25 protein-coding genes and 4 tRNA genes are annotated in these 26,128 nt (G+C 34.5%); 4 read left to right on the forward strand and 25 right to left on the reverse strand.

Annotated features, from left to right (window positions below; all coding sequences use genetic code 11):
- Positions 1 to 51 precede the first annotated feature (51 nt).
- Both VB798_RS07515 and VB798_RS07520 read left to right on the forward strand, forming a co-directional pair.
- Complete coding sequence (locus VB798_RS07515) at positions 52 to 735, forward strand: carotenoid biosynthesis protein (protein WP_323257554.1); 684 nt, start codon at positions 52 to 54, stop codon at positions 733 to 735.
- 238 nt (positions 736 to 973) lie between these two features.
- On the forward strand, positions 974 to 1,852 hold the full coding sequence (locus VB798_RS07520) for a MerR family transcriptional regulator (protein ID WP_323257556.1): 879 nt from the start codon (positions 974 to 976) through the stop codon (positions 1,850 to 1,852).
- 39 nt (positions 1,853 to 1,891) lie between these two features.
- Here VB798_RS07520 and VB798_RS07525 read toward each other — a convergent pair whose 3' ends face one another.
- Entirely contained in the window at positions 1,892 to 2,962 is a 1,071-nt protein-coding gene (locus tag VB798_RS07525; RefSeq protein WP_323257558.1) for a mannose-1-phosphate guanylyltransferase, read from the reverse strand.
- Positions 2,963 to 3,389: 427 nt separating this feature from the next.
- On the opposite strand from VB798_RS07525, the gene VB798_RS07530 reads away from it, so the two are divergent.
- Positions 3,390 to 6,362, forward strand: a complete 2,973-nt coding sequence (locus VB798_RS07530) for a TonB-dependent receptor (protein WP_323257560.1) — start codon at positions 3,390 to 3,392, stop codon at positions 6,360 to 6,362.
- A gap of 71 nt (positions 6,363 to 6,433) precedes the next feature.
- On the opposite strand, the gene nusG is transcribed toward VB798_RS07530, so the two are convergent.
- The 10 genes from nusG to VB798_RS07580 all read right to left on the reverse strand — a co-directional run bounded on the left by nusG (position 6,434) and on the right by VB798_RS07580 (position 12,317).
- A complete protein-coding gene (nusG, locus tag VB798_RS07535) occupies positions 6,434 to 6,985 on the reverse strand; it encodes a transcription termination/antitermination protein NusG (protein WP_184129484.1) in 552 nt (183 codons plus the stop codon).
- 101 nt (positions 6,986 to 7,086) lie between these two features.
- Complete coding sequence (secE, locus tag VB798_RS07540) at positions 7,087 to 7,272, reverse strand: preprotein translocase subunit SecE (protein ID WP_184129481.1); 186 nt, start codon at positions 7,270 to 7,272, stop codon at positions 7,087 to 7,089.
- 157 nt (positions 7,273 to 7,429) lie between these two features.
- Positions 7,430 to 7,500: transfer RNA gene (locus tag VB798_RS07545), tRNA-Trp, on the reverse strand.
- A gap of 120 nt (positions 7,501 to 7,620) precedes the next feature.
- Entirely contained in the window at positions 7,621 to 8,808 is a 1,188-nt protein-coding gene (gene tuf, locus VB798_RS07550; RefSeq protein ID WP_323257564.1) for an elongation factor Tu, read from the reverse strand.
- A gap of 158 nt (positions 8,809 to 8,966) precedes the next feature.
- Positions 8,967 to 9,038 (reverse strand) — tRNA-Thr (locus VB798_RS07555).
- A 111-nt stretch (positions 9,039 to 9,149) separates the two neighbouring features.
- Positions 9,150 to 9,225: transfer RNA gene (locus VB798_RS07560), tRNA-Gly, on the reverse strand.
- Between the two features lie 68 nt (positions 9,226 to 9,293).
- Positions 9,294 to 9,376: transfer RNA gene (locus tag VB798_RS07565), tRNA-Tyr, on the reverse strand.
- Positions 9,377 to 9,588: 212 nt separating this feature from the next.
- Complete coding sequence (locus VB798_RS07570) at positions 9,589 to 10,788, reverse strand: outer membrane beta-barrel protein (RefSeq protein WP_323257566.1); 1,200 nt, start codon at positions 10,786 to 10,788, stop codon at positions 9,589 to 9,591.
- Between the two features lie 159 nt (positions 10,789 to 10,947).
- Entirely contained in the window at positions 10,948 to 11,745 is a 798-nt protein-coding gene (locus VB798_RS07575; RefSeq protein WP_323257568.1) for a hypothetical protein, read from the reverse strand.
- Between the two features lie 26 nt (positions 11,746 to 11,771).
- Positions 11,772 to 12,317 carry an RNA polymerase sigma factor gene (locus VB798_RS07580; RefSeq protein WP_323257570.1) on the reverse strand — a complete coding sequence of 182 codons (546 nt, stop codon included), beginning with the start codon at positions 12,315 to 12,317 and terminating at the stop codon, positions 11,772 to 11,774.
- 209 nt (positions 12,318 to 12,526) lie between these two features.
- Between VB798_RS07580 and murI the strand changes: the two genes are divergently transcribed.
- Positions 12,527 to 13,333 (forward strand): glutamate racemase, encoded by an 807-nt coding sequence (gene murI, locus VB798_RS07585; RefSeq protein WP_323257572.1) that lies wholly within the window; start codon positions 12,527 to 12,529, stop codon positions 13,331 to 13,333.
- A 38-nt stretch (positions 13,334 to 13,371) separates the two neighbouring features.
- Here the strand turns inward: murI and VB798_RS07590 are convergent, their stop codons facing one another.
- The 14 genes from VB798_RS07590 to nrfD form a co-directional block, all read right to left on the reverse strand.
- Positions 13,372 to 13,641 (reverse strand): hypothetical protein, encoded by a 270-nt coding sequence (locus VB798_RS07590; protein WP_323257574.1) that lies wholly within the window; start codon positions 13,639 to 13,641, stop codon positions 13,372 to 13,374.
- Between the two features lie 22 nt (positions 13,642 to 13,663).
- On the reverse strand, positions 13,664 to 14,203 hold the full coding sequence (locus VB798_RS07595; protein WP_323257576.1) for a DUF420 domain-containing protein: 540 nt from the start codon (positions 14,201 to 14,203) through the stop codon (positions 13,664 to 13,666).
- 21 nt (positions 14,204 to 14,224) lie between these two features.
- The gene (locus VB798_RS07600; protein ID WP_323257578.1) at positions 14,225 to 14,950 is read right to left on the reverse strand and encodes an SCO family protein; all 726 of its coding nucleotides are present in this window, start codon (positions 14,948 to 14,950) and stop codon (positions 14,225 to 14,227) included.
- Between the two features lie 90 nt (positions 14,951 to 15,040).
- Positions 15,041 to 15,358 carry a cytochrome C oxidase subunit IV family protein gene (locus VB798_RS07605; protein ID WP_323257580.1) on the reverse strand — a complete coding sequence of 106 codons (318 nt, stop codon included), beginning with the start codon at positions 15,356 to 15,358 and terminating at the stop codon, positions 15,041 to 15,043.
- 27 nt (positions 15,359 to 15,385) lie between these two features.
- Entirely contained in the window at positions 15,386 to 16,144 is a 759-nt protein-coding gene (locus VB798_RS07610; RefSeq protein WP_323257582.1) for a cytochrome c oxidase subunit 3, read from the reverse strand.
- 53 nt (positions 16,145 to 16,197) lie between these two features.
- Positions 16,198 to 16,791 carry a cytochrome c oxidase subunit 3 gene (locus tag VB798_RS07615; RefSeq protein WP_323257584.1) on the reverse strand — a complete coding sequence of 198 codons (594 nt, stop codon included), beginning with the start codon at positions 16,789 to 16,791 and terminating at the stop codon, positions 16,198 to 16,200.
- A gap of 30 nt (positions 16,792 to 16,821) precedes the next feature.
- The gene (cyoE, locus tag VB798_RS07620; protein WP_323257586.1) at positions 16,822 to 17,709 is read right to left on the reverse strand and encodes a heme o synthase; all 888 of its coding nucleotides are present in this window, start codon (positions 17,707 to 17,709) and stop codon (positions 16,822 to 16,824) included.
- 54 nt (positions 17,710 to 17,763) lie between these two features.
- Entirely contained in the window at positions 17,764 to 18,729 is a 966-nt protein-coding gene (locus tag VB798_RS07625) for a COX15/CtaA family protein (protein ID WP_323257588.1), read from the reverse strand.
- 144 nt (positions 18,730 to 18,873) lie between these two features.
- A complete protein-coding gene (locus VB798_RS07630; protein WP_323257590.1) occupies positions 18,874 to 20,757 on the reverse strand; it encodes a cytochrome c oxidase subunit I in 1,884 nt (627 codons plus the stop codon).
- A gap of 35 nt (positions 20,758 to 20,792) precedes the next feature.
- Entirely contained in the window at positions 20,793 to 21,899 is a 1,107-nt protein-coding gene (locus tag VB798_RS07635; protein WP_323257592.1) for a cytochrome c oxidase subunit II, read from the reverse strand.
- Between the two features lie 91 nt (positions 21,900 to 21,990).
- Positions 21,991 to 23,322, reverse strand: coding sequence for a quinol:cytochrome C oxidoreductase (locus tag VB798_RS07640; protein WP_323257594.1), 1,332 nt, complete (start codon positions 23,320 to 23,322; stop codon positions 21,991 to 21,993).
- Positions 23,323 to 23,404: 82 nt separating this feature from the next.
- Complete coding sequence (locus VB798_RS07645) at positions 23,405 to 24,022, reverse strand: c-type cytochrome (protein ID WP_323257596.1); 618 nt, start codon at positions 24,020 to 24,022, stop codon at positions 23,405 to 23,407.
- Positions 24,023 to 24,078: 56 nt separating this feature from the next.
- The gene (locus VB798_RS07650) at positions 24,079 to 24,603 is read right to left on the reverse strand and encodes a DUF3341 domain-containing protein (protein WP_184129433.1); all 525 of its coding nucleotides are present in this window, start codon (positions 24,601 to 24,603) and stop codon (positions 24,079 to 24,081) included.
- Positions 24,604 to 24,661: 58 nt separating this feature from the next.
- Complete coding sequence (gene nrfD, locus VB798_RS07655; RefSeq protein ID WP_184129429.1) at positions 24,662 to 26,071, reverse strand: NrfD/PsrC family molybdoenzyme membrane anchor subunit; 1,410 nt, start codon at positions 26,069 to 26,071, stop codon at positions 24,662 to 24,664.
- Between the last annotated feature and the right edge of the window lie 57 nt (positions 26,072 to 26,128).

Consider the following 26,128-nt stretch of genomic DNA (forward strand, 5'->3'; position numbering starts at 1 on the left):
TCTTGTCAATACGACAAGACCTTTTTTTATTGCCTAATCTCACAACAAACCATGAATTACATTCAGCTTAAAACATTAATCACGACACGTTATCGGAAAACTACTTTTACGATACTTTCATTGATGTATATTGTTGGATTTATCGGTTTAAGAATTCCTTTAACTCAAGAATATTTTAAAGTATTATCTCCTTTTAACCTTTGGGCTTCATTAATTCTACTACTCCTTTTTCATCAAGATTTTCAACCTAAGTTTATTCTATTTGCTATTATTACTTTTCTAGTTGGTTTTTTTATAGAAGTAATTGGCGTGCATACGGGCATTGTCTTTGGCGAATATCAGTATGGACAAACCCTTGGCATCAAACTCTTTGAAGTACCCATTGTAATTGGCGCAAATTGGCTTATTCTGGTTTATTGTTCAGGAGTTATAGTTGAGCACTTCTTTCAAAACTTAAAATCAAGTATTTCTGGAAAAATCATTTTATCAATTATTGCAGCCTGTTTGATGGTTGGCTTAGATTTGTTGATTGAACCTGTTGCAATTCGTTTAGATTTTTGGCAATGGTCATTCAACAAAATCCCAGTACAAAACTACCTTGGTTGGTTGGTGGTTTCTTTGGTTTTACAATTCTATTTTATCAACAGTAAATTCCTAAAAAACAACTTATTAGCACCACTTTTATTTTGTTTACAATTATTGTTTTTTCTTCTCCATACACTTCTCCCAGCTTAGGCTACTTGAATATTATTGTATAATTTTGTAAACTTTTCTTTAAACAAGATGTTTATTCTTTATCCCTAAGTGTACAAGTATTTACACATGGCAATTCGATTGCGTTACATCATTTTATTCAATTGAAAACTTTAGTAAAAGTGATTTTATAAAACTCAATATTTTAATATCAGAGTTGAACAAATCTTTGATTTGAATTTCGATTGTAGAAAATCATTAAACCCTTCGACCCAAAAACATGAGCAATTATTCTATTAAAGACCTTGAGCAATTATCTGGTATCAAGGCTCATACCCTCCGAATTTGGGAGCAACGTTATGAAATTTTAAAACCAGATAGAACAGATACTAATATACGTACTTACGATGATAAAGACCTTAAATTGGTTTTAAACATTGCTCTGCTTAAAGAACATGGTTATAAAATCTCGGAGATTTCAAAAATGAGTTCCGATGAAATGTCAAAAGAAGTAATGTTGATTTCGGAAAAGCAATTAAGTTATCCAGAACAAATTCATGCTTTGACGATATCGATGTTAGATTTAGATGAAGAAAGGTTTGAAAAAATTGTAAGTACCAATACGCTTCAATTTGGCTTTGAAAATATGATGACTAATATCATCTTTCCTTTTCTAAGTAGAATTGGCACTTTATGGATTACTGGTTCAGTTGGACCTGCTCAAGAACATTTTATTTCAAATTTAATCCGTCAAAAGCTTATTGTAGCTATAGATGGTCAATTGCCTTCACTCAGACCGGGTGCAAAAAAATATATGCTGTATTTGCCCGAAGGCGAAATGCACGAAATTAGTTTATTATTTGGAAATTATATTATCCGTTCACGTCAGAACAAAGTAATTTATTTAGGACAAAGTTTGCCTTTTAGTGAGCTAATTTTTGCACATAAAGTACACAAACCTGATTATCTTTTTAGTGTGATAACATCCGTACCTGGGCAAGATGAAGTACAAAAGTATGTGTATCGCTTAGCGAAGGAATTTCCTGATTCAAAAATATTATTATCAGGTTATCAAGTGGTAGGACAAGACATTGACTGTCCTGATAATGTAGAAATTATAACTCAGATTAAATATTTAATGGATATTGCTTTAGAATAGGAAGAATATAAAAACGATACTCTTCCTATTCAGAATATTTTAAACAAATTCTTTCCCTTTTTTAGTAGCATCTGCCACAAAGTTCTTCACAAATTGTTCTTGTTCTTTTTCACAAATCATCAGAACGTTGTCATATTCAGCAACGATATAGCCATCCAATCCTTGAATTACCACTAATCGGTCTTTTGGTGTTTTTATAATGCTATTTTTAACACCGTAAAGCATCGTTGCTCCATCAATTACATTAGCATCTTCATCTTTATCCGATACTTCATATAGCGACTTCCAAGTACCTAAATCAGACCAACCAATATTTCCTAAAACTGTAAATACGTTATCCGCTTTCTCCATGATAGCGTAGTCAATCGAGATACTTTCACAGTTTTGATAAATATTATTGATGAAGTCTGTTTCCTTATCCGTGAAGTAAATATCATTCCCTGATTCAAAAATACTATGTACGATAGGGCTATTTTTTGAAAATGCGTTTTTAATTGCTTTGGCAGTCCAGATAAAAATACCTGCATTCCATACATAATCTCCACTTTCTAAAAAAGTTTTAGCCAATTCTAAATTGGGTTTTTCTCTGAAAGTTTTAACTCTTTTTACTTCAGTTTCTGATTGATCATATTGAATATAACCATAGCCAGTATCTGGGCGAGTCGGAGTAATACCAAGCGTAACCAGAACATCTCCTTTAGCTGAAGTTTCTAAAGCAATATTAATTCTCTTTTCAAATTCCTTTTCTTTTAAAATAATATGGTCAGCAGGCGCTACCACAATATTAGCATCTGGATTTTGCTTAGCAATTTTATAACAAGCGTAAGCTACGCAAGGAGCTGTATTTCTTCGGATTGGTTCTGCTAAAATCTGACTATCCGATAAAAAAGGCAATTGTGTCTTTATTAAATCAATGTAATCAGTACTTGTTACAATAAATATATTTTCATTTGGGCAAATGTCCTCGAAACGATCAGCAGTTTGTTGCAAAAGCGTTCTCCCCGTTCCTAAAACATCATGAAATTGCTTGGGATTATTCGTTCTACTAAATGGCCAAAAACGAGTACCAACCCCTCCTGCCATAATTACTACATAGTTATTTTTATTCATGATTTAGTATTATTTTTTTTGTATTCTAGTTGTGTGCTATTGTTCTGAAATTTAAAGATATGTATAGTTTCTAAAAAAAGGAAATTATAATGAAAAGCTTCATTTATTAGTAATAAAAACTCTGTAAAATACTAATTTTTCTATTTTTTCTACCTTATACTTATTTGCTTTCTCAGATTGCTCTAATTTCACACACATTTTTATAAATGTACTTTTTTCTTAAATTAAAATACTATCTTAACTTCACAAGGGTTAGTATTCAACAATTTTATCTTTCAAACCAAGTATTAGACAATTTTGAGAAAAAATGTAAAAAATTTACTCTGCTTGCATAATAAAATCCAAAAAATTCTTTCTATTTGCATAATAATTCATCGAATCAGGAAAAAGGCATTATTTAAATTTTAATTCACTAACAAATAAAGGTATGAAAAAACATTTTACGACAATGAGGCTTGGGCTAATTACCACGCTATTGTTTATGACCTCAATGCTATTTGCCCAAACAAAAATATCGGGTAAAATAAGTGATGGCTCAACAAAAGAGCCATTGATTGGTGTAAGTATTGCAGTAAAAGGAAAAGTAATTGGAACAATTTCGGATACTAAAGGCGCATTTGCACTGACTACAAGCACTCCAACGCCTTTTACTGTTGTTGTTTCAAGTGTTGGTTATAATACTCAGGAATTTATTGTAGATGGCAGTAAAAATAATTTTGACATAATACTCACTGAACAAAGTATTATGGGGCAAGAAGTTGTCATTTCAGCTTCAAGGGTAGAACAAAGTATTATGAAATCTCCAGTTTCAATTGAAAAAATGGATATACGTGTCATACAAAATACTCCTTCTGCAACATTTTACGATGGACTAAAAAATCTAAAAGGGGTTGAAGTAAGTACTCAATCGTTAACATTCAGCTCTGTCAATACTCGTGGTTTTAATGCTAATGGTAACGTTAGAATGGTTCAATTGATTGATGGAATGGACAACCAAGCTCCGGGTTTAAATTTCTCGGTAGGAAACATTGTTGGTATTTCTGAATTAGACCTTGAATCTGCTGAATTACTTCCTGGTGCTGCTTCTGCATTATATGGACCAAATGCCTTGAATGGTATTTTATTAATGAATTCAAAAAGTCCTTTTTTATACCAAGGACTTAGTGCATCAGTTAAAACTGGGCTAATGAATGAAAAAAGTCGTTCTGTTGCCACAACTGGTTATTATGATGCTTCAATTCGTTTTGCTAAAGCATTCAACAATAAGATTGCCTTTAAAGCAAACTTCTCTTATTTAAAAGCAGACGATTGGCAAGCAAATGATTTTAGAGACCAAAGTTTCTTGAACGGTAGCAATTTCAATGGTACACGTGATAATAATTATGCCTATAATGGTGTGAATGCTTATGGAGATGAAACAAACGTAAATATGTATGGCGGTTTGTATGGAAATGGTACTCCAGGCACTGGAGCGAATGGAACTTCACAAATTTTAGGTGCTATTGCTACATTTGTTTATCCTGCTAATATTCCAGGAATTGGAGGAAAATCTTTAGTGCAATTATCAGGACAAACGCCAAAACAAATTTTTGATGCCATCATCCCAGGTCAAACCAATTCAAACATTTCAAGAATAGGTTATAACGAAAGAGACTTGGCTTCGTATGGAACTACTAGTATAAAATTAAACGGTGCTGTTCACTACAGAATCAACGATAATGTTGAAGCTATCGCTCAAGCAAGTTGGGGAAATGGAACGACTGTTTATACAGGAGCCGACCGCTACTCTATCAAAAATTTCAGTTTAGGTCAATACAAATTAGAAGTAAAAGGTTCTAACTTCTTTGTAAGAGCATACACAACACAAGAACGTTCAGGAGATGCTTATGCTACTGGAACATTAGGTGCTTTGGTTAACGAAGCTTGGAAACCAAGTACAACGTGGTATCCACAATATTTTGGTACTTTCGCACAATCTGCGCTTACAAACTACGCTACTATTTTTGCTGGTGCATTAGGACAAGGACTCGCACCTTCTGCAGCTGTTACTGCTGCTAGTGCAAGTACTCAAGGGCAATTTGGCGCTTATCATGCAGCAGCACGTACTCTTGCTGATGCAGGTCGCTTAACACCTTCAAGCGCAAATTGGAATGCAACGCTTGATAATGTAAAAAGCTTGCCTATCCCTCGTGGAGCGAAATTTAATGACAAATCAAATCTATATGCTATTGAAGGGATGTATAATCTTTCTCAAGCCTTCAATAATGTGATTGATGTAATCGTTGGTGCAAACTATCGTACTTATTCTTTAAACTCTGGCGGTACTTTATTTGCTACACAGCAAGCAAATGCCGATGGTTCAAGCAATCCTAGTGCGAAAGAATTTTCTATCAGTGAATATGGTGCTTATGCACAATTAGCGAAAGATTTATTCGATAAAAAATTCAAACTCTCAGGTTCTTTGCGATATGACAAAAACGAGAATTTTGCAGGACAATTTACACCAAGAATTTCAGGCGTATTCTCTCCTACAAGTGACCATAACTTCCGTTTATCATATCAAACAGGTTTTAGAATTCCAACCACGCAAGACCAATACATTGATTTACTAACACCACAAGCACGCTTAATTGGTGGCTTACCTTTATTTGACGATCGTTATCAATTATCTGGTAAAAGCTATGTTTATAGTACTGTATTGGCAAATCCAACTGATCCAACTAAATGGCAAGTATATAATAGAAAAGAGTATAAACCAGAAAGAGTTGGCTCATGGGAAGTTGGTTATAAAGGTTTAATTAGTAAAAAACTATTTGTTGATGCTTATTACTACACGAGCACGTTTACTAATTTCGCTATTTCACAAGTCGTTGTTAAGCCAGACCCTGCTATCGCTGGAAGAGTACAACCATATTCATTACCAACGAATGCTGAAAAAGATGTAAAAACTGAAGGCTGGGCAGTTGGCTTAGACTATGCTTTTCCTAAAGGATTCAACCTTGGCGGAAATGTTTCGCATAACGTACTAAGTGATAATGGAGGTCTTACTTCAGGACAATTGCAATACAATACTCCGCCGTATCGTTTCAATGCCTCTTTTGGTAACCGTAATGTAGCTAAAACTGGAGTTGGTTTCAATGTAGTATGGAGATACCAAGAATCATTCATCTGGCAATCAAGCTTTGCTAGCCCTGCGGTAAATACTTTACAACAAGGAAATATTCCAGCATTCAGCACACTAGATGCTCAGGTTTCAAAAAAAGTAGCAAGTATTAAATCTATCATCAAAATTGGTGGAACTAATATCTTAGGAAAATCTTACGTTACTTCATGGGGTAATCCAACAGTAGGCTCTATGTTTTATGTAGGAATTGCATTTGATGAATTATTAAACAAATAAAAAGCACTCGCTAGAAAACAAAAAGAGGAATATTCGTAATGAATATTCCTCTTTTGTTTGAGCTAATTTCTCTATTTCTCTACTTGTGAATAGTTCAATTCAACTGGAGTGTTACGACCAAAGATTTTAACCATAACGTTCAACTTCTTCTTATCATCAAAGATTTCTTCAACAGAACCTTCAAATCCAGAGAAAGGACCATCTATTACTTTAATAGTTTCACCTTTCGAGAACGATGTTGGTGCTAATTCTTCAACAGCAACGGCTTCGTCCATTTTACCTAAGATACGCTTAATTTCTCCTGCACGCAATGGAATTGGTGTTTTAGATGTCTTACCATCATTCCAGCTTAAAAAGCCAATTACACCTGGCATAGAAGTAATTAAATGGGCTACTTCACCGTATTTAATATCTGCTTCAACAAAAATATATCCAGCAAACAAAGTTTTTTCACGAACAGTTTTTTTACCGTTACGCATTTCAAATATCTTCTCTGTTGGAATAATAATTTGTGGAATATAATCCTGAAGACTTTGTCTCGCAATTTCATTTTCGAGATAAGTCCTTATCTTCTTTTCTTGTCCTGAAACAGCTCTCAGAACGTACCAATTAGTCTCTGCCATTGTATGAGTATAAATTTCAGTTTGCCCTTGTAGATTTTGGATTGATATTACATCAAAGCAGATTTATTGCTAATGCTATATTCCGAAATCTGCCATTAATATTATTGATAGAACCACTCTAATCCAGACTTGAAAAGGAAGTCAATCATACCAACCACTAATGCAAAAATTAAAGATGCCACTAATACAAGCGTTGAACTTGCTTGTAATTCTGAAAATTTAGGCCATGTTACGTTTTCTGTAACCTCTGTCCAAGACTCTTTAACAAGTTGTTGTAATTTGTTCATGGTTTTATTTTTCTATATTATACTAATAATCTCTTTAATCTGTAAGCAAAAACAGTTATGCTTATAAACTTTTAAGTTCCAATATTTTAGGCTTTAAAATTAGTACATTTAAAATGTATATAAATTTAAAACCTAAAACTTGGAACTTAATACTGAGCACGGGAACAAGGATTCGAACCCTGATCAAGGGTGTTGGAGACCCGCATTCTACCATTGAACTATTCCCGTGTAAATCGACTGCAAAGATAGTTGTTTATCCTAAACTTGCAAAAAAATACTTACAAATTTATTCTAAAAAAAGAGAGCGTCACAGGTTTGTAACGCTCTCAATCTATTTTTAGCTAAAAATTAGTCTAAAATTTCAGTTACTTGACCAGCACCTACTGTACGACCACCCTCACGGATAGCGAAACGAAGACCTTTGTCCATCGCTACTTTGTTCAATAAAGTTACTGAGATTGTCAAGTTATCACCAGGCATACACATTTCTACTCCTTCTGGCAACATGATTTCTCCTGTTACGTCAGTTGTACGGAAATAGAATTGTGGACGATATTTGTTAAAGAATGGAGTATGACGACCACCTTCTTCTTTAGACAAGATATAAACCTCTGCTTTGAATTTAGTGTGAGGCTTCACAGAACCTGGCTTACAAATAACCATACCACGACGGATAGATTCTTTATCGATACCACGTAATAATAAACCTACGTTATCACCAGCTTCACCACGGTCAAGGATTTTACGGAACATCTCAACACCAGTTACAACTGATTTCAAGCCTTCAGCACCCATACCTAAGATATCTACTGCTTCACCTGAATTGATGATACCAGTTTCGATACGACCTGTTGCTACAGTACCACGACCAGTGATCGAGAATACGTCTTCAACTGGCATCAAGAAAGGCTTATCAACATCACGCTTAGGAAGTGGAATCCAGCTATCAACTGCATCCATTAACGCTTCGATAGTAGCTACCCATTTAGCATCTCCGTTCAAACCACCTAAAGCAGAACCTTGGATTACTGGAATGTTATCTCCATCAAATTCATAGAATGATAACAATTCACGAATTTCCATTTCTACTAATTCAAGTAATTCTGGATCGTCAACCATATCCACTTTGTTCATGAATACAACCAATTGAGGTACACCAACTTGGCGAGACAACAAGATGTGTTCACGAGTTTGTGGCATTGGACCGTCAGTTGCAGCAACTACGATGATAGCACCGTCCATTTGAGCAGCACCAGTTACCATGTTTTTCACGTAATCGGCGTGACCTGGACAGTCAACGTGTGCATAGTGACGGTTAGCTGTTGAATATTCTACGTGAGCAGTGTTGATAGTAATACCACGCTCTTTTTCTTCAGGAGCCGAGTCAATTGATGAGAAATCTTTTTTCTCAGCAAGTCCTTTTTCTGACAATACTTTCGTAATTGCAGCAGTCAATGTAGTTTTACCGTGGTCAACGTGACCGATTGTACCAATGTTTACGTGGGGCTTACTACGGTCAAAATTCTCTTTTGCCATGATATTTAGTTCTTAATTAGTTTTATTTAAAAATTGTTTGATACTTTTTACATTTGAAACATTGAGGATTTGAATATTTGAAAACATTTTAACTTATTCTGTAAAAACAACAAAATAACTTCCAAATCTTCAAATTAAAACAATCTTCAAAAGATTCGAGCCTTTGAGCAGAATCGGACTGCCGACCTCTTCCTTACCAAGGAAGTGCTCTACCACTGAGCTACAAAGGCAAACTCCAAAACCTAACCCTTAGAAATTATAAGAGGTTAATTGTTAATCGTTTTTAGCTAAACTAATAACTATTAACTAATTAACAACTAACCACTTACTATTGTTTCCTTTGGAGCGGGAGACGGGGCTCGAACCCGCCACCTATAGCTTGGAAGGCTATCGCTCTACCAAATGAGCTACTCCCGCTTACTCTAATAGTGAAATGATTGAGATTGAATTTTAAAATCAATTTAAACATTCACTCATTCAAATCGTGGGGGCGGATGGATTCGAACCACCGAAGGAATACTCCAGCAGAGTTACAGTCTGCCCCATTTGGCCACTCTGGTACACCCCCATTTTCTCTACTTTCGAACCGCTTTCGTTTAGCGTTCTGGTGAAAGAGTGTGCAAAGGTAAGTTTATTTTTTATTTTGTCAAACGTTAAATAAGTTTTTTTTCACTTTTTTTTCACAAAAAAATATAATTACCTGATAATTTGACAGTTACAAAATTGGCATTAATTGAATATTTTTTCGTTTAAAATACTCAATTAATGCCAATGTCTTTTTTATAATCTTATTCCAAAACTTACTCCGCTGATACCAGGACCTCTTCCATCTTGAAAAAGCTTATTCATATCATAGTTAACAAATAAGTCTGGAAAATTCTTTAATCCTAATTCAAAAGCTAAACCATAACGAAGATTGTTCAAATAAAAGCTACTGTGATTCCAGTTCTTATCACCGCTATCTTCTTCTTTTGTTTTAGTGTAACTATCTATTCGATAACCTACATAACCGCCTGCTGCCACATAAGTTACTACACTCCCTTTTTTAAAGGCAACATAAGGCATTACTGGAATGTTGATGTTCGCAACTGTCAATTTGTTTCGAGAAAGTGGAATTACATCTCCTTTGCTGTCTTTATAATTTTCAAAAGCTACATTGTTTGTTCCTTTAACAAGATAATTATTGTTTTCGAACATAAAATTGTTCCATGATACTTCTAAACCGTAGCTAATCTTCAAAGCTGCTTTCGCTCCTTTACTAATCATTCCGCTACGAGTCCAACCAAAACCAAAGTATCTCGAACCGAAAGGACTTAATTCAAAATCTTTGCTATTGTAAATACCAGAGATACTTCCTGTATTAGAAAACCCGTTGAAACCAAAGTAGATATTGAAACCCGAACGGCTAGAGAATCCTTGGTCTCTACGATTTACCTTAGCAGTATCTTTCAAAATCACTTTCACTTCATCATTTCCATCTTTAACCACTACCCCATTCCAACTCACGTGAACCTCGTCTCTGCCATCTTTAACATGTACTCCGCCACCGCCAATTTTCACATTTGAATTATTATTGATATTGTATTCTCTGCGAGTTGATTGGTTTGTTGCTGAACTTCTATTCAATTCTTCTGTTTTGGCATTAATCGCTACATTGATGCTTTTATTGTTTTGTGTAATGACCAAGACAGTATCTTTACTTAATTCACTATTAACTACTCTGCGAATCCCTTTCCAAGTATCATCATCAAGGTTCATTCCATTTTTTTGAAACAATTCCTGTAAATCTTCTTTTAATGATCTACTAGGATTTTTGCTATTTAATAGAGTCTGATTGCGCTTGTCGATATTAATAACTGTTGAATCTGCATCATTTGATTTTGCCGAACTTTTAAAACTAGTTATTGAGCTAACAAAAACTGAAAAAATTATTGAGAAAGTGATTTTGCTCACGATACTCTTGATTCTGAACGTTTCCATGGCGATTTTATTTATTGTTTTTAGGTTTTAAGAGATTTCTGTACCGGTTAATTCTATTCCTGCATGCCTTGGTTTTGAATTAAATTAGTAGTTAATCTAAAAACTTGTTGTTTACATTTTAAGATGCAAATGGTTAATCTTGGGTTGCATCAATTTTATTTATTTTTCTGTTTCTTCTCCGTTTGTCAAAGCATTTTCTATTTTGGCATCTGCTCTAGCTAATAACTTTTGTGGTTTAAAGCCTACTTCTTTCCAGTCCACATTTTCACCATTTTTAGCTCTTTTCAATTGTTGCCAAATTTTATTGAATTTACTTTGTTTTCTATTAGCACTTTCGTCAAGAACCGTGGCTTCTGCAACAGCTTCTGATTGTGTTTCTATTAAATTCAGAACGATTGTTTCTTTCTCCGGTTTTACAATTGGTTTTTGAGTATTTTCTACAACTAAAACAATCGTATTGGTTTCAAGACTAGGTTTTGAAATAGGTTGAAGAGTAATATTTTTACTTAAAATCACTTCTTCATTACTATTTGTCAATGCTTTTTCAAACTTAGTTTTTTTAGACTTAGGCACAATCACCTTCTCATTGCGTTTGCCTGCTGCGATTTCCACTGTAATCTTCTCATTATCTTGAAGACTTGCTAGACTTTCTTTTTCTTCAGAAGATTTTATTACTTCCGAAAAACTCTTTCCTGTTTTTACTTTTGGATTACTTCTTTCTACTGAAACAAATTTGTCATCCACAGTATTTTCAGAAGTATTCAACCAATAGACTCCTGAGGCTAATAGTAAAGCAACAGAAGCAGCAGAGGCAAATTTCCACCAAAGTGGTATTACTTTACTTTCTTGCTTTTCTAATCTTGTTTGTAGTTTTTCCCATGCAGCAGCACGTGGTTGACGCTCGTATTGCTGTAGCTTTTCGACAAAAAACTTATCAATATTTTCTTGATTTTTCATATATTTTTCGATTAATCAAAATCGAGTTAAATCATTTGAACGACTGCATTTTGTAAAATCACTCTTGCTCTTGATAATTGAGATTTCGATGTACTCTCAGTTATTCCTAATTGGTCGGCAATTTCTGCATGAGAATATCCTTCGATGGCATATAAGTTAAATACTGTTCGATAGCCTGTAGGAAGTTTCTCTATTAATTTAAGTAAATCTTTTGTTTCAAGGTCTGTTCTGAATTGTTCGGGTTCTGGTTCGTAAAGAATTTGGTCATAGCTTACTTCAAATTGCGTTTTCTTGTTACTTCTCAGATACATCAACGATTCATTAACCATAATCCGCCGAATCCATCCTTCAAAACTTCCTTCCAATTTAAAACTATTAATCTTGTCGAATACTTTTACAAAACCTTCAATCATTACTTCTTCCGCTTCAAATTCATCGTGTACATACCTAAAACATATCCCCAACATTTTCGGGGAATACTTCTCGTAAACTCTTCGTTGGGCTTTTGGATCGCCTTTCTGACAAGCTTTTACTAATGCCTCTTCAGTTTGAAATAAAGTAATCAGTTTCACGGTATAAAGTTCTGGTTTAGCTTTTTATAAATCTGGGGTTCAGAGCAATTTGTTAACTTAATTACTTTCAAGATGAAATATACTAATGAAAGGTTGCACGATAAATATTGAATATTCAAATTTGTAAACAATAATTGATTTTTCTTTCTAAATAATAACTTTAAGGAAGATCAAATTCATAAGAAATTTTCCATTCTAATCATTTTTATATGAATTCATCTGCAGCAATTGGCATTTTTGATAGTGGTATTGGCGGTTTAACAGTTGCTCATGCAGTAACAAAACTACTTCCAAACGAAAATATTATTTACTTTGGCGATACTGCACACTTGCCTTATGGTGATAAATCTGCGTCAGCGATTCAAGCATATTCTATCAAAATTTGTAATGTTTTATTGCAACAAAAATGTAAAATCATTTTGATTGCCTGTAATTCAGCCTCGGCTGCTGCTTATGAATTGGTAAAAGAATATGTTGGTAGCAAAGCCAAAGTAATGAATGTAATTGACCCAGTGGTTAATTATATTTCTGAAAACTATGCAGGTAAAACAATTGGCTTGATTGGTACAAAGCAAACCGTAAACTCGAATATTTATCGTAAAAAAACAGATGCTTTAGAAAAAGATATTACTTTAAAGTCATTGGCAACACCATTACTCGCTCCGATGATTGAAGAAGGTTTTTTTAACCATAATATTTCTGAAAGTATTATTCAAGAATACTTAAAAAATGAAGAATTGAAAGATATAGAAGCACTTATTTTAGGTTGTACGCATTATCCATTAATCAAAAAGCAAATAGAAAATTATTACAAAGATTCTGTAACAGTTTTGGATACTTCTGAAATCGTAGCAAAGTCTGTCAAGGAGTTTCTGTCTGAAAATAATGCTTTGAATGCTTTAAATGCGCATATCAAACATTTTTATGTTTCAGACTATACACAATCATTTGAAACGTCAACAAAAATATTTTTTGGCGAACAAATTCGGCTAGAATATTATCCACTTTGGGAATAATAAAAATGGTTTCAGAATGTGTTCTGAAACCATTTTTATTAACTGAAAGCTTTTCTTAAACGTTGTCTCAAAATTGTTTGAGGCGACATACTCTTTTTTGAGCTCTTCCACCACAAATATCCAACAACTGCTACAATCAAGTATGGAGTAACTAATAAATACAAAATAGCAAAGTTCAAGTTTGATGCAATTTGGCTTCTACCATTCGAAACCGTACTCTCTACTGTCATTCTGCACATAGCACATTGTGCAAAGCTCATCGACAGCGAAAGCAAAAATATAAGGGAAGTTAAAATGAGTTTTTTCATAAATCCTTTATGGGGAAAACGATTACTTATAATATGGAGAAATCATCAAGTAAACAATTACACCTGTTACCGAAACATATAACCACATTGGGAAAGTAAATTTTACAATTTTTTTATGTAAATCAATCTGATTGCTTAAAGCATAATACATTGATCTAAGGACAAACCATACCACACTAATGGATAAACCAATGTGCGAAAGTAAGAAAAAATAATATACTGCTCTTATAGCTCCTTCGCCTTTAAAAGGAGTAGAAGGATTAGAAATATGGTACAATATATATAAAACTAAAAACAATGAACCTTGAATGAACGACAAACTCATCATTTTTTGGTGCCATTTAATATTATTATTTTTAATAAAAATGTAGCCAATAATTAATGTAATAGAAGTGGTTGTATTAAGTACACCAATTACATGAGGTAATATTTTTGTCCAAGCTCCTAAATCAATTTTTGTACGAACTCCAATCAGTACTGCTACTGCTAAAGGAATTGCAATTGACAAAATATTGACTAGCTTTTCATTTTTTTCGTTTTTCTCTACCACTAATGAAGCCATTTTTCTTTCCGTTTTTCTAAATCAACTATTGGTTTGATATATTTTCAAGAGTACTCTCATTTCAAGGATTAATCTATCAACATCCTTTTTGTCAGTTCCATCATAAAAACCTCTGATGTGTCCTTCCTTATCTACAAGTATTAACTTTTCAGAATGGATAAATGTTTCGTCTGGACTTTTAATTGCTTTGTCATACTCTGAAGCATCTGCTACTGGAATGTAATATCCTTTCACAGCCAAGGGATAAATCACTTTTTTTTCACCAGTCAAAAAATGCCACTTTCCACTTTTAGCGTCGTATTCTTTGGCATATTTTTTCAATTGTTGAGCGTCATCATGAGAAGGGTCAACAGAGATAGAAACAAAACTTACTTCTTCATTTTCTGAAAAAGTATCTTGTACTCTTGTAAGTTGCGTTGACATCTTTGGACAAATAGAAGTACATCTTGTGAAGAAAAAATCAGTTACATAAATTTTTCCTTTCAATGCACTGCTCGAAAACTTACTCCCATTTTCATCTATCAATTCCCAGTTAGGAATAGTATGAAAAACGGTATCCATTTCAGGTTGATCCCATCTTGGATTTGGATTTTTCTTCAACATCACATTTCCAGTTGTAGAATCTGTCAATGGAATCATGTAGGGTAATTCATAATGGTTTTCACCAAAACCCTTTAAATATAAAAAAATTAAAGCTGGAACAACTAACGCAGCGATTAGGATTCCAGCTTTTTGAGACTTTTGCATGATTGTTTTCTTTAATCAATCTTAATGTTTTAGTATCGCTACTAAAACATTTGTGGATAATTACCAAGAAGTAATTATCCACAAGTTATATCAGTAAAGGTGACCGCCTTCGTACATCAAAGCAATCAATAACCAAACTACAAACACTGTTGGTATTAATACAGACCAGATAAGCGTTTTCACTTCGTGTTTCAAGTGCATAAATTCTCCTACGATGAAAAATGCTTTAACAATTGTCATTATAACGAAGATAGCAACTCTAAAATGGTTAGCTGGTAAAGTAAATGCAATAACGAATTCTATCGCTGTAAGGACTAAAAGAATCCAAAACGTTTTCCAGATAGCCGCCGTTTGTGCTGGTGGAATTACTTTTTCATCAACATGTGATGAATGATTATGTGATGCCATTATATTTTTAGATTAACAGTTATCGAATTATACAAGATAGAAGAATGTAAATACAAACACCCAAACTAAATCTACAAAGTGCCAGTAAAGACCTACTTTCTCTACCATTTCGTAGTGACCACGACGCTCGTACAAACCTGTAGCTGTGTTAAAGAAAATCAAGATATTCAAGATAACACCTGAGAATACGTGAGTTCCGTGGAAACCTGTAATAAAGAAGAATAAATCTGCAAATGCTGGAGGACCGTAAGGATTACGAGTCAAATTTGCACCTTCAATAGGATTACCCAATGCGTCTTTAGCAGCTAAAGCTAAATCAGCAGGACCATGAATGAAGTGAGTCCATTCCCAAGCTTGAGAACCTAAGAAAGTAAAACCTCCTACAATTGTCCAAAGCATCCATTTTTCAACATCAGCACGGTCGCCACGATGACCAGCTTCAACAGCCAATACCATAGTAACAGAACTGAAAATCAAAATAAATGTCATGATTCCAACAAAAACTAATGGAGCCTCAACACCATGTAAAAATGGAACAGCTTCGAATACTTTGTCAGGGATTGGCCAGTGCGTAGTAGAGAAGAAAAACTTTTCATGAGCACCAGTGTATGCTTGCTGGCTAAAGCGAATCATACCGTAAGTTACCAATAAGGCTGAGAAAGTGAACGTATCTGAAAGTAAGAAAAACCACATCATTAGTTTTCCGTAACTAGCTTTCAAAGGCTCTGAACCACCCGACCATGTCAATTTTTCAGGAACGGCAGTAGCAGCGTGTAATGCAGACATCTTTTATAATTTGGGGTTTATTAATTATTTAAAAGTTCGCTAATTTAAACAGATTAACGATTAAAATACAAGAAAAAGAATAAATACAACCAGAGTATATCCAAAAAGTGCCAATAAGTAGCACATAATTGGATTCTAGTAAGGTTTTTAGATTCGGTCGTAAACTTAAACGATGAAACCAAAGAAACCAATAAAACTACTAATCCTGAAAATACGTGTAAGCCATGTAAACCTACTAATACATAAATCCAAGAAGCGGCAACATCACTTCCAGCGAAGTATAATTGATTCTCAATTAAATCAGAGAAACCAATTACTTGAGTGATTAAAAACACCAACCCGAACACAAAAGTAATAGAAATTGCTGTTTTGAGTGTACTGAATTTATTTTTTTTTGCAGCTCTCACTGCGAAAATCATTGAAATACTACTTATAAACAAGATAATTGTTGAATACCAAAAGATTTGAGGCAATTCAAACTCGTGCCATCTACCTTCTGCTTTTCTTACTAAATAACCTGAAGTCCATCCTGCAAACATCATGGTTATTGATACGATTGCTAACCAAAGCATAAACTTCTTTGGGTTCATCGAGAGCGTTTCTTCAGGCTCTCCTAGCTTTATATTGGCTAAATGTTCTTGTGTCATTATTTGTTAACTATCAATTCTAAATCAAAATTATACCTTGTCCATCAAAAAAGCTATTTGCACGATTGGCAAATATATAAACGACCCAAACATCATCATCAAGGCTGCTTTATCAGTTGGTTTCGACATTAAATAAAATGTCTGTGATAAAAACAATACTCCACACAAAACGGCTACCATTGCAGAGTTTATACCTGTCATGTGTAACAAATAAGGCACAAAACCACATGGAACCAAAAAGATGGTGTACATCATCATTGTCAAAGCAGTTCTTAAATCTTTGTGACCATTATTGGGTAACATTTTAAAGCCTGCTCTTTGATAATCTTCATCTGCAACCCATGCAATTGCCCAGAAATGTGGGAATTGCCAAAAAAACTGAATCGCAAATAAAATTCCAGGTTCTAATCCAAAATGATTTGTGGCTGCAACCCAACCAATCATCGGAGGGAAAGCACCGGGAAAAGCACCTACAAAAACTGAAATTGGCCCTACTCGTTTCAATGGTGTATATACAAACCCATAGAGTAAAAAACTTAATAATCCGAGTAAGCCAGCCTTATAATTAAACTCAATAAATAGAATATATGATGAGATAATTAGCAAAATAATACAGAATACAGTCGCTTCATTTACCGACAATCGTCCAGTAGGTAATGGTCTGTTCTGTGTTCTTTTCATTAGTTTATCTAGTTCTTTTTCTTTAATCTGGTTCACGATATTTGCTGCACCAGTAATAAAAAAACCGCCTAAACTAATATAAATTATTTTTTCCCAATCGATATGATCTACAGCTAACAAATAACCAAATGCACCAGAAAATGCAACTAGCGCTGATAATCTAAATTTCAATAATTCGTAATATGCTTTCACTTTTAAAGCTATTCCGATAGGAATGTTTTCTTCTTTTGAGATCATTACACTTTATGAATATCAAATATTCATTTTATTCTAAAATTACTTTGCTAAAAACTAGCTTTTACTTGCCTTAAATACACGTTCAGCATTTATTAACAGATAAACGATAAACTGTATTCCTAACGACAAAATAGCAAGCGTTAAATGAATTGGCTGAATATATGCTGGCACACCAAAGTAAGCCATTATTATTCCTGAAATAATTTCTATGATAACAATTGCTAAAAGTGCTACCATAAATTTATATGTTAAACCTTCTCTTTGGATATTCTTTTTCAGAAGCCAAATTAAATATACATGTAGAGCAAGTATTATCAACGAATACGAACGATGAATCAAAAACGGTAATCCCATTTGTTCTATCCAAGTATTTCTATTATATCCGAATAAAGGATTAGCCACTACTCTATCAATTGCTTCTCTTACTTGTGTACCTAATAATACTTGCGAAGTAGAAAGTACCAATGTTAAAACCAGAACCAAATTTAAAGTTGATTTTTGGCTAATTGTTTCAACTGAAATTACTTCAGACCAAGCCCTAGCAATGGCATAAAGCAATACAAATACAACCAATACTGCTAACAACATGTGTAGCGTTACTACTCCCGGCTTCAAAAAAGAATCGACTACATATTTCCCTAATACTCCATTCGCACCTATTAAAATAACGCCTAGAAACGATAAATATACGATTACCCTATCTTTCTTGAAGTAATAAAAAATAGAAGCAATAAAGGTCGCAAATACAACAATCCCAGTAAAAGCACCCAGTAATCTATTTGCATACTCTATCCATGTTTTTGTTACATTAAAATCTACTTCTCCATGCAATTTTTCTGCATAAATTTCTTGGTAATTATGCGGAAGTTGGCTTACATCAGTTGGGGGAATTAACATGCCAAAGCATTTTGGCCAATCTGGACAACCCATTCCTGAACCAGTACTTCTAACAATTCCACCAGCCAATACTAACAGATAAATCGTAATGATTGTTAATATTCCTAATTTCCTAAAAAGCATTATTAGAATATTTAAACATTGATAAACTCAATTCATTTAATGCGAAATCGAACTAAATGAATCTTCTAAAAAGAAAAATTGAGAATATGTTAATTTAAGATAACCTAAATTAACACATTCTCAATCTTAGAGGTTTTTAACATCTTAGTGACTATAAGATGAATTTTGAATATCTAATAAATCTTCAATATCCTTTTCATGTGCAATCTCCTCATTCTCCTCTGGCAAGTTTGATTCAGGTGTTGCTGAATATGGAACGTTCTGAGGAATGAAATCTACTGCTGAACCTGGTTTACTGTAGTCGTAAGCCCAACGATATACTGCTGGAATTTCACCTTCCCAGTTACCATGTACTGGAACGACTGGGGTAGTCCATTCTAAAGTAGTAGAGTTCCAAGGGTTTTGTGGAGCTGTTTTTCCTTTGAAGATAGAATAAACAAAGTTAATTACAAATATCACTTGTGCAGTGAATGTTAAAATAGCAGCAATTGAGATAAACATGTTCATATCAACAAAAGCTTCCATTCTACCATTACCTAAAGCAGTAAATGAATAATAACGACGTGGGAAACCTGCTAAACCTACATAGTGCATTGGGAAAAATACGCAATAAACACCGATGAAAGTTGCCCAGAAGTGAGCGTATCCCATGTTTTTGTTCATCATTTTTCCGAACATTTTAGGGAACCAGTGATAAACCCCAGCCATCAATCCGAAGAATGATGCAGCACCCATTACTAAGTGGAAGTGAGCAACTACAAAGTAAGTATCGTGTAAGTTGATATCTAAAGCGGCGTTACCAAGAATAATACCTGTTAAACCACCTGAGATAAACAATGATACTAGACCAATAGAGAACAACATCGCTGGAGTAAAGATAATATTACCTCTCCAAAGTGTTGTAATATAGTTAAACGCTTTTACTGCTGAAGGTACTGCAATAATCAATGTTAGGAACATAAATACTGAACCTAAGAATGGATTCATACCTGTTACGAACATGTGGTGAGCCCATACAATAAATGCAAGCATTGTAATACCCATCATTGAACCAATCATCGCACGGTAACCAAAGATTGGTTTACGAGAGTTAGTAGCAATAATTTCAGATGTAATACCTAAAGCTGGAAGTAATACGATATATACTTCAGGGTGACCTAAGAACCAGAATAAGTGTTGGTATAAAATAGCCGAACCTCCTACGTTTGGTAAAGCTTCACCGCCGATATAGATTTCTGACAAATAGAATGATGTCCCAAAGCTACGGTCGAAAATCAATAATAACGCTGCTGATAATAATACTGGGAAAGATAAAAGACCTAAGATAGCTGTAAAGAAGAATGCCCAGATAGTCAAAGGTAATTTAGTAAATGACATCCCACGTGTACGAAGGTTGATAACTGTACAAATGTAGTTGATACCGCCCATTAACTGAGAAACGATAAAGAATGTCATACTTGTTAACCACAAAGTCATCCCTAAACCTGAGCCTGGCATTGCTTGTGGTAAAGCACTTAATGGAGGATAAATTACCCAGCCACCAGATGCTGGTCCCGTTTCAGTAAACAATGAAGCAAACATGATAATTGATGCTAAAAAGAAGAACCAATAAGATAACATGTTGATAAAGCCCGAAGCCATATCTCTTGCTCCAATTTGAAGAGGAATCAAAAAGTTTGAGAAAGTACCTGATAAACCTGCTGTTAATACAAAGAATACCATGATGGTTCCGTGCATAGTAACAAGTGCTAAATAAAATTCTTTCTCAAGTTTTCCATCAACAATCCATTGCCCTAACACTGGCTTTAACCAAGTTAAATCCATATCAGGAAAACCTAATTGCAAACGGAAGATAATTGACATCGCACCACCAAAAAATGCCCAGATAATACCTGAAATTAAGTACTGCTTAGCAATCGTTTTGTGATCTTCTGAAAATATATATTTTTGAACAAAGCCTAACTCGTGATGCTCATGTTCATGCTCGTGTGCATGAGCGTCTGTAGCGTTTAGTGTCGCAGTTGCCATAATTAATGAAAATTTATTCTTGTTGAATAAGTAGTTTAACGTAAAGATGCCGTTCCAGCTGTAGCTGTTTCTGTTGCTGTAGTACTTTCTGTTTCAACAGCAGGAGCTTCAATGTATTTTTGAGCTTTTGCTTTGAACTTTTCAGGAACTTTAGCCAAGTAATCAGGATTTTGAGTTAAGAATGGCTTTTGTTGTTTACACCAAGCTGCATACTCATCTGGCTCATCAACGAAAACTGTGATTGCCATACCGAAGTGACCACTACCACAAATTTCAGTACAGTTTAACTTATAATTAAAATCAGGATTACCCGTTTTATAACGCATCTCATCTGTTGAAATCGTTGGAACAAACCAGAATTTAGTTGGCATTCCTGGTACTGCATCCATTTTAACCCTTTGGTAAGGTAAATAAACAGAGTGTAATACGTCTTGAGCTTTGATTTTCAATAATACAGGCACTCCTTTTGGAATGTGCATTTCGTTAGCAGTAAAATCATCGAATGATTTCTCATCAGTAAAATCAATACCTATACTGTTTGTATTATCAATCAATTTATAGTTATTATTTCCTAATTTATTGTCATCATTTCCAGCATATCTAACATACCATCCGAATTGGTGACCTGTCACTTCAATCACAACAGCATTATCTGGTGCTTGTGAAGTAATATCTCTCCAAGTTCTCCAACCTGTAAATACAAGTACTGCCATTACAATAGCAGGGATTACAGTCCAGATAAGCTCTAGCTTGTGGTTAACTGGATAAAAAGTTGCAATATTTCCTTTTTTATAACGATAGATAAAAGGGAAAACAAATAGAAGTGCATTCGTAACAAAGAATGCGAAAGTAATAACTCCCATTGAAATCCAAAACATACTATCTGTTTTAACACCATGTTCTGATGCCGCTACTGGTAAAAAGTCTGGTCTTGCGTGGAAAAACGACCATGCAGCACCAATAGAACCTAAAACCAAGAATATAATGAACCCAATTGCATTTAGATTATTAGCTCCGTCAACTGGTACATCAGAGTCTGTATCAGTTCCCTGAATACCTTTTGATAAAGCCATACTCTTGCTGACAATGATAATTGCCAAAATCAAGAATATTACTGACAAAAGTCCTATTAAATACGTCATGTTCGTAAATAAATTTTAATTATAAATTCTTAATAAAATGTTTATCAAAAATGTTTTTTGTGATAAAACATTTTTTTCTATTTCAATAAAATTAAATATCGTGATGAAGAGCTTCTTCCAAGAAAGGATGGTTTTTAGCTACTAAAGAAGCTTTCGTTAATTCATTTGATACAATGTAAATGAAAGCAGAAGCAAAAATTGTAACCATACCAAACTCTACTAATCCGAATCCACCGTGTGGTCCAAGTGTTCCTGGCATAATCATTTGGTAGAAGTCTAAGTAGTGACCAACGATGATGAAAGCACAACAGATTTTCAAGAAAATTGCAGTTCTTTTTGCATCACGAGTCATCATTACTAAGAATGGGAAGAAGAAGTTAAACACAACGTTTAATATTTCTGTAGCCTTGTAAATTTTGTCATGACCTTCCCAACGCTCTAAGAAATAAATTGTTTCTTCAGGGAAGTTAGCATAGTAAATCAACAAAAATTGTTCGAACCAAACGTAAGTCCAGAAGATAGAGAAAGCAAACATGAATTTACCTAAATCGTGTAAATGGCTAAAATTCACATACTGCATATAGCCTTTGTCTTTCAATAATAATACAGTTAAAGTAATAGTAGCTAAGCCTGTAACATGCCATGAAGAGAACATATACCATCCGAACATTGTAGAGAACCAGTGAGTGTCGATAGACATAACCCAGTCCCAAGCTGACATTGAGCTTGAAATACCCATTACTACAATAAAACCTGTAGCAATTTTCACCATATCGTAAAAATTAGCACTGCCTCCGTTCAAATCTTCATCAATAGATTTTTTACGCATCCAGTTCCAAAGAACTAACCAAAGCACAAAGAATACAACCATTCTACCTAAGAAAAATCCTTGATTTAAATATCCTGATTTTCCAGCAATGATTTTATCATAATGCTCGCTTGAAGGATCAGTAATTCCATGGTGCATCCAGTGGAAAATAACATCGCCTTTAAAAATGAATGTTAAAATTAAAACTGGTCCAGTTACCATCAAAAAACGTGGAAACGCTTCTGGAATTCTTTTAATTACTGATGACCAACCAGCTTTAGCAAGGTATTGAATTGAAACAAAGAACATACCGATTACAGCAATACCTGTAAAATATACTCCGTTCAACCAAAGGTTTGCCCAAATACGGTTCGTCCAGTCGTAATCACCATGATGAGAAACCGCTCCGCCAGAAAGGTGTTCTCCGTGCTCTGCACCATGTTCAGCAGCTGCTTGAACTACTTCGTGCCCTTCACCACGTGATAACAAATAAATTCCAACTAGTAGAGCTACAACTCCAGCCACAAAAGCATAAATGATTCTCTTGCGACCCTCCGCCGTGAACTCAAAATATTCTTCGACGTTAGCTGGGGAAAAATGTGAATGTCCCGCCATTATACTATAAAGTTTGTAAGTTTGATTTTATACTTTTAAAGAGTTTGCCATGAAACTCCGAAATAATCCTTCGCAAATAATACTATTGCTTTTGTAATTCATGAACATACAATACAATCTTCCAACGGTCAGCAGAAGAAATTTGTGAACCATGTGCCCACATTCTACCTTTTCCATGCGTAATTGTATGATAAATATGTCCGTCATTTACATCTTTCAAAGCATCAGATGAATATACAGGTACACCCGCATATTTTTTACCTACAAGACCATCACCTTTACCAGCCTCACCGTGGCAATGCTGACAGAATCTTTCGTATTGTTCTTTACCAGCTTCAAGGTTTTTTTCTGTAGGAGCAAAAGGATTACTCAATAAAGCTTCAGAAGAAGCCATATCTCCAGATTTAATGTTTCGAGCAATTAAGTCCATTTGAAGTAATTTAGCATTCACAGAATCACTTTGTGCTTTGCCAAAATTACTACGAGGTACAGTTCCTTTTACTGGTAAACGCATATTCATTCCGTAAGGATTAATATGGTTTGTATCTCCTTCAGACTGTGACATTGGCTCGTATGCCACCGAATGATACATATTTGGAGCAAATTCAGTCCCTGTATCGTTATGTTTGTCCTTACAAGCTGTTAGCGATAATGCGATAACTCCACTTACTAAAAGACTTTTTGTTTTGTTAGTAAACATAATTTTAGAAATATTTTTTTCGTCAATCACCTAGAAATCATTTCAAGTGACATAAACTAAAATTGCTTAACGTTCACTTCGATTGCACCTGTTGCTTTCAAAATAGATTCGATTTCTGATTCTGACTTTTTATTGTTTGCCATATTGACAGTCAAAATAAATCTATCATCTGTGCTTCTTAAATCGAAAGTTCTTGGTTTCTTACCTGGCCACAAGCTGTTTGATACCAAAAAAGTACCAACCATACCAAAGGCAGTAAACAATACTGTACCTTCAAATGAAACTGGAATCCAGTCTGGCAAAGCAAAGAAGTCTTTACCACCAATAATCATTGGCCAGTCGAAAACCATTGTATAGTTTATCAAAGAGAAAATACATGTTAAACCTAAACAACCAAATAAAAAGGCTGCGATAGGAATACGAGTACGTGGATGTCCAATTGCAACATCTAATCCGTGAATTGGGAATGGAGTATAAACTTCTTCGATTTTGATTCCGCTTTTCTTCACTGTTGTTACAGCTTGTAAGACTTCATCATCATCATCATATACTCCGACTAAATATCTTTCTGTTGAATCCATTGTTTGAATCTTTATTCTGTTTTGTGATTTGTAACTAGTAAAATGTTGAACTTAATTACTAGTGAACATTTTCTTTAGATTTTTCTCCACCTTGTTTTTTCTTGAAAGGATAGTTTGTTGAAACACCTTTCATTACAGACTTAACCTCGAACATATTGATTACAGGTAAGAATTTCGCAAACAAGAAGAATAATGTAAAGAATAATCCGAAAGAGAAAATATAATCACCAATATCATACATTGTTGGCGAGAACATAGCCCATGAAGAAGGGATATAGTCACGGTGCAATGAAGAAACGATAATTACAAAACGTTCGAACCACATACCGATATTTACAATCACAGATAAGATGAATGAAACAAGGATACTTGTACGTAATTTTTTGAACCAGAAAAGTTGTGGAGAAATTACGTTACAGCTCATCATCATCCAATATGCCCACCAGTAAGGACCAGTAGCACGGTTAACGAAACAGTAGCTTTCGTATTCTACTCCTGAATACCAAGCGATGAAGAACTCTGTTAAATAAGCAATACCAACGATTGAACCTGTAACAGTAATGATGATGTTCATCATTTCGATGTGCTCAATTGTGATATAATCTTCTAATTTAAATACTACACGAGTAATTAATAATAAAGATTGTACCATTGCAAATCCTGAGAAAATCGCACCAGCAACGAAGTATGGAGGGAAAATGGTAGTATGCCATCCTGGAATTACAGAAGTTGCAAAGTCCATTGATACAATCGTGTGTACAGAAAGTACAAGTGGTGTTGAAATACCTGCAAGAATTAAAGATACGTATTCATAACGTGCCCAAGTTTTTGCTGAACCATTCCAACCTAAACTGAACAAACCGTACCAGAATTTTGAAGCTTTAGTCTGTGCTCTATCACGAATTGTTGCTAAATCTGGAACAAGTCCTAAGTACCAGAATACTAATGATACTGAAAGGTAAGTTGAGATAGCGAAAACGTCCCAAACCAATGGAGAGTTGAAGTTTACCCAAAGTGAACCAAATGTGTTTGGTAATGGTAATGCCCAGTGAAATAACCAAGGGCGACCCATGTGAGCCAAGATAAATGATGCAGCACAAAGTACAGCAAAGATTGTCATTGCTTCCGCAGCACGGTTAATAGATGTTCTCCATTTCTGACGGAACAATAATAGTACGGCAGAAATCAAAGTACCAGCGTGACCAATACCTACCCACCATACGAAGTTGGTAATATCCCAAGCCCAGCCAACTGTTTTATTTAAGCCCCAGACTCCGATTCCTTGCCACCATGTCCAGAATAGACAATAAGCACCGTAAGCAAAAACTACGAGAGATACTCCAAAAGCAATTTTCCATTCTTTTGTTGGAGCCCCTTCTACTTGCTTACAAATATCATTTGTAACGTCGTGATAAGATTTACCGCCTGAAACGAGGGTTTCTCTTATGGGTGATACTACGTGCGACATATTTTAATATTTGATAGTTTTAATTTCAGTGATGGATCAAAAAAAATGATTGAAGAG

The organism is Arcicella lustrica (assembly GCF_034930985.1).
In the GTDB taxonomy this organism is placed as follows: domain Bacteria; phylum Bacteroidota; class Bacteroidia; order Cytophagales; family Spirosomataceae; genus Arcicella; species Arcicella lustrica.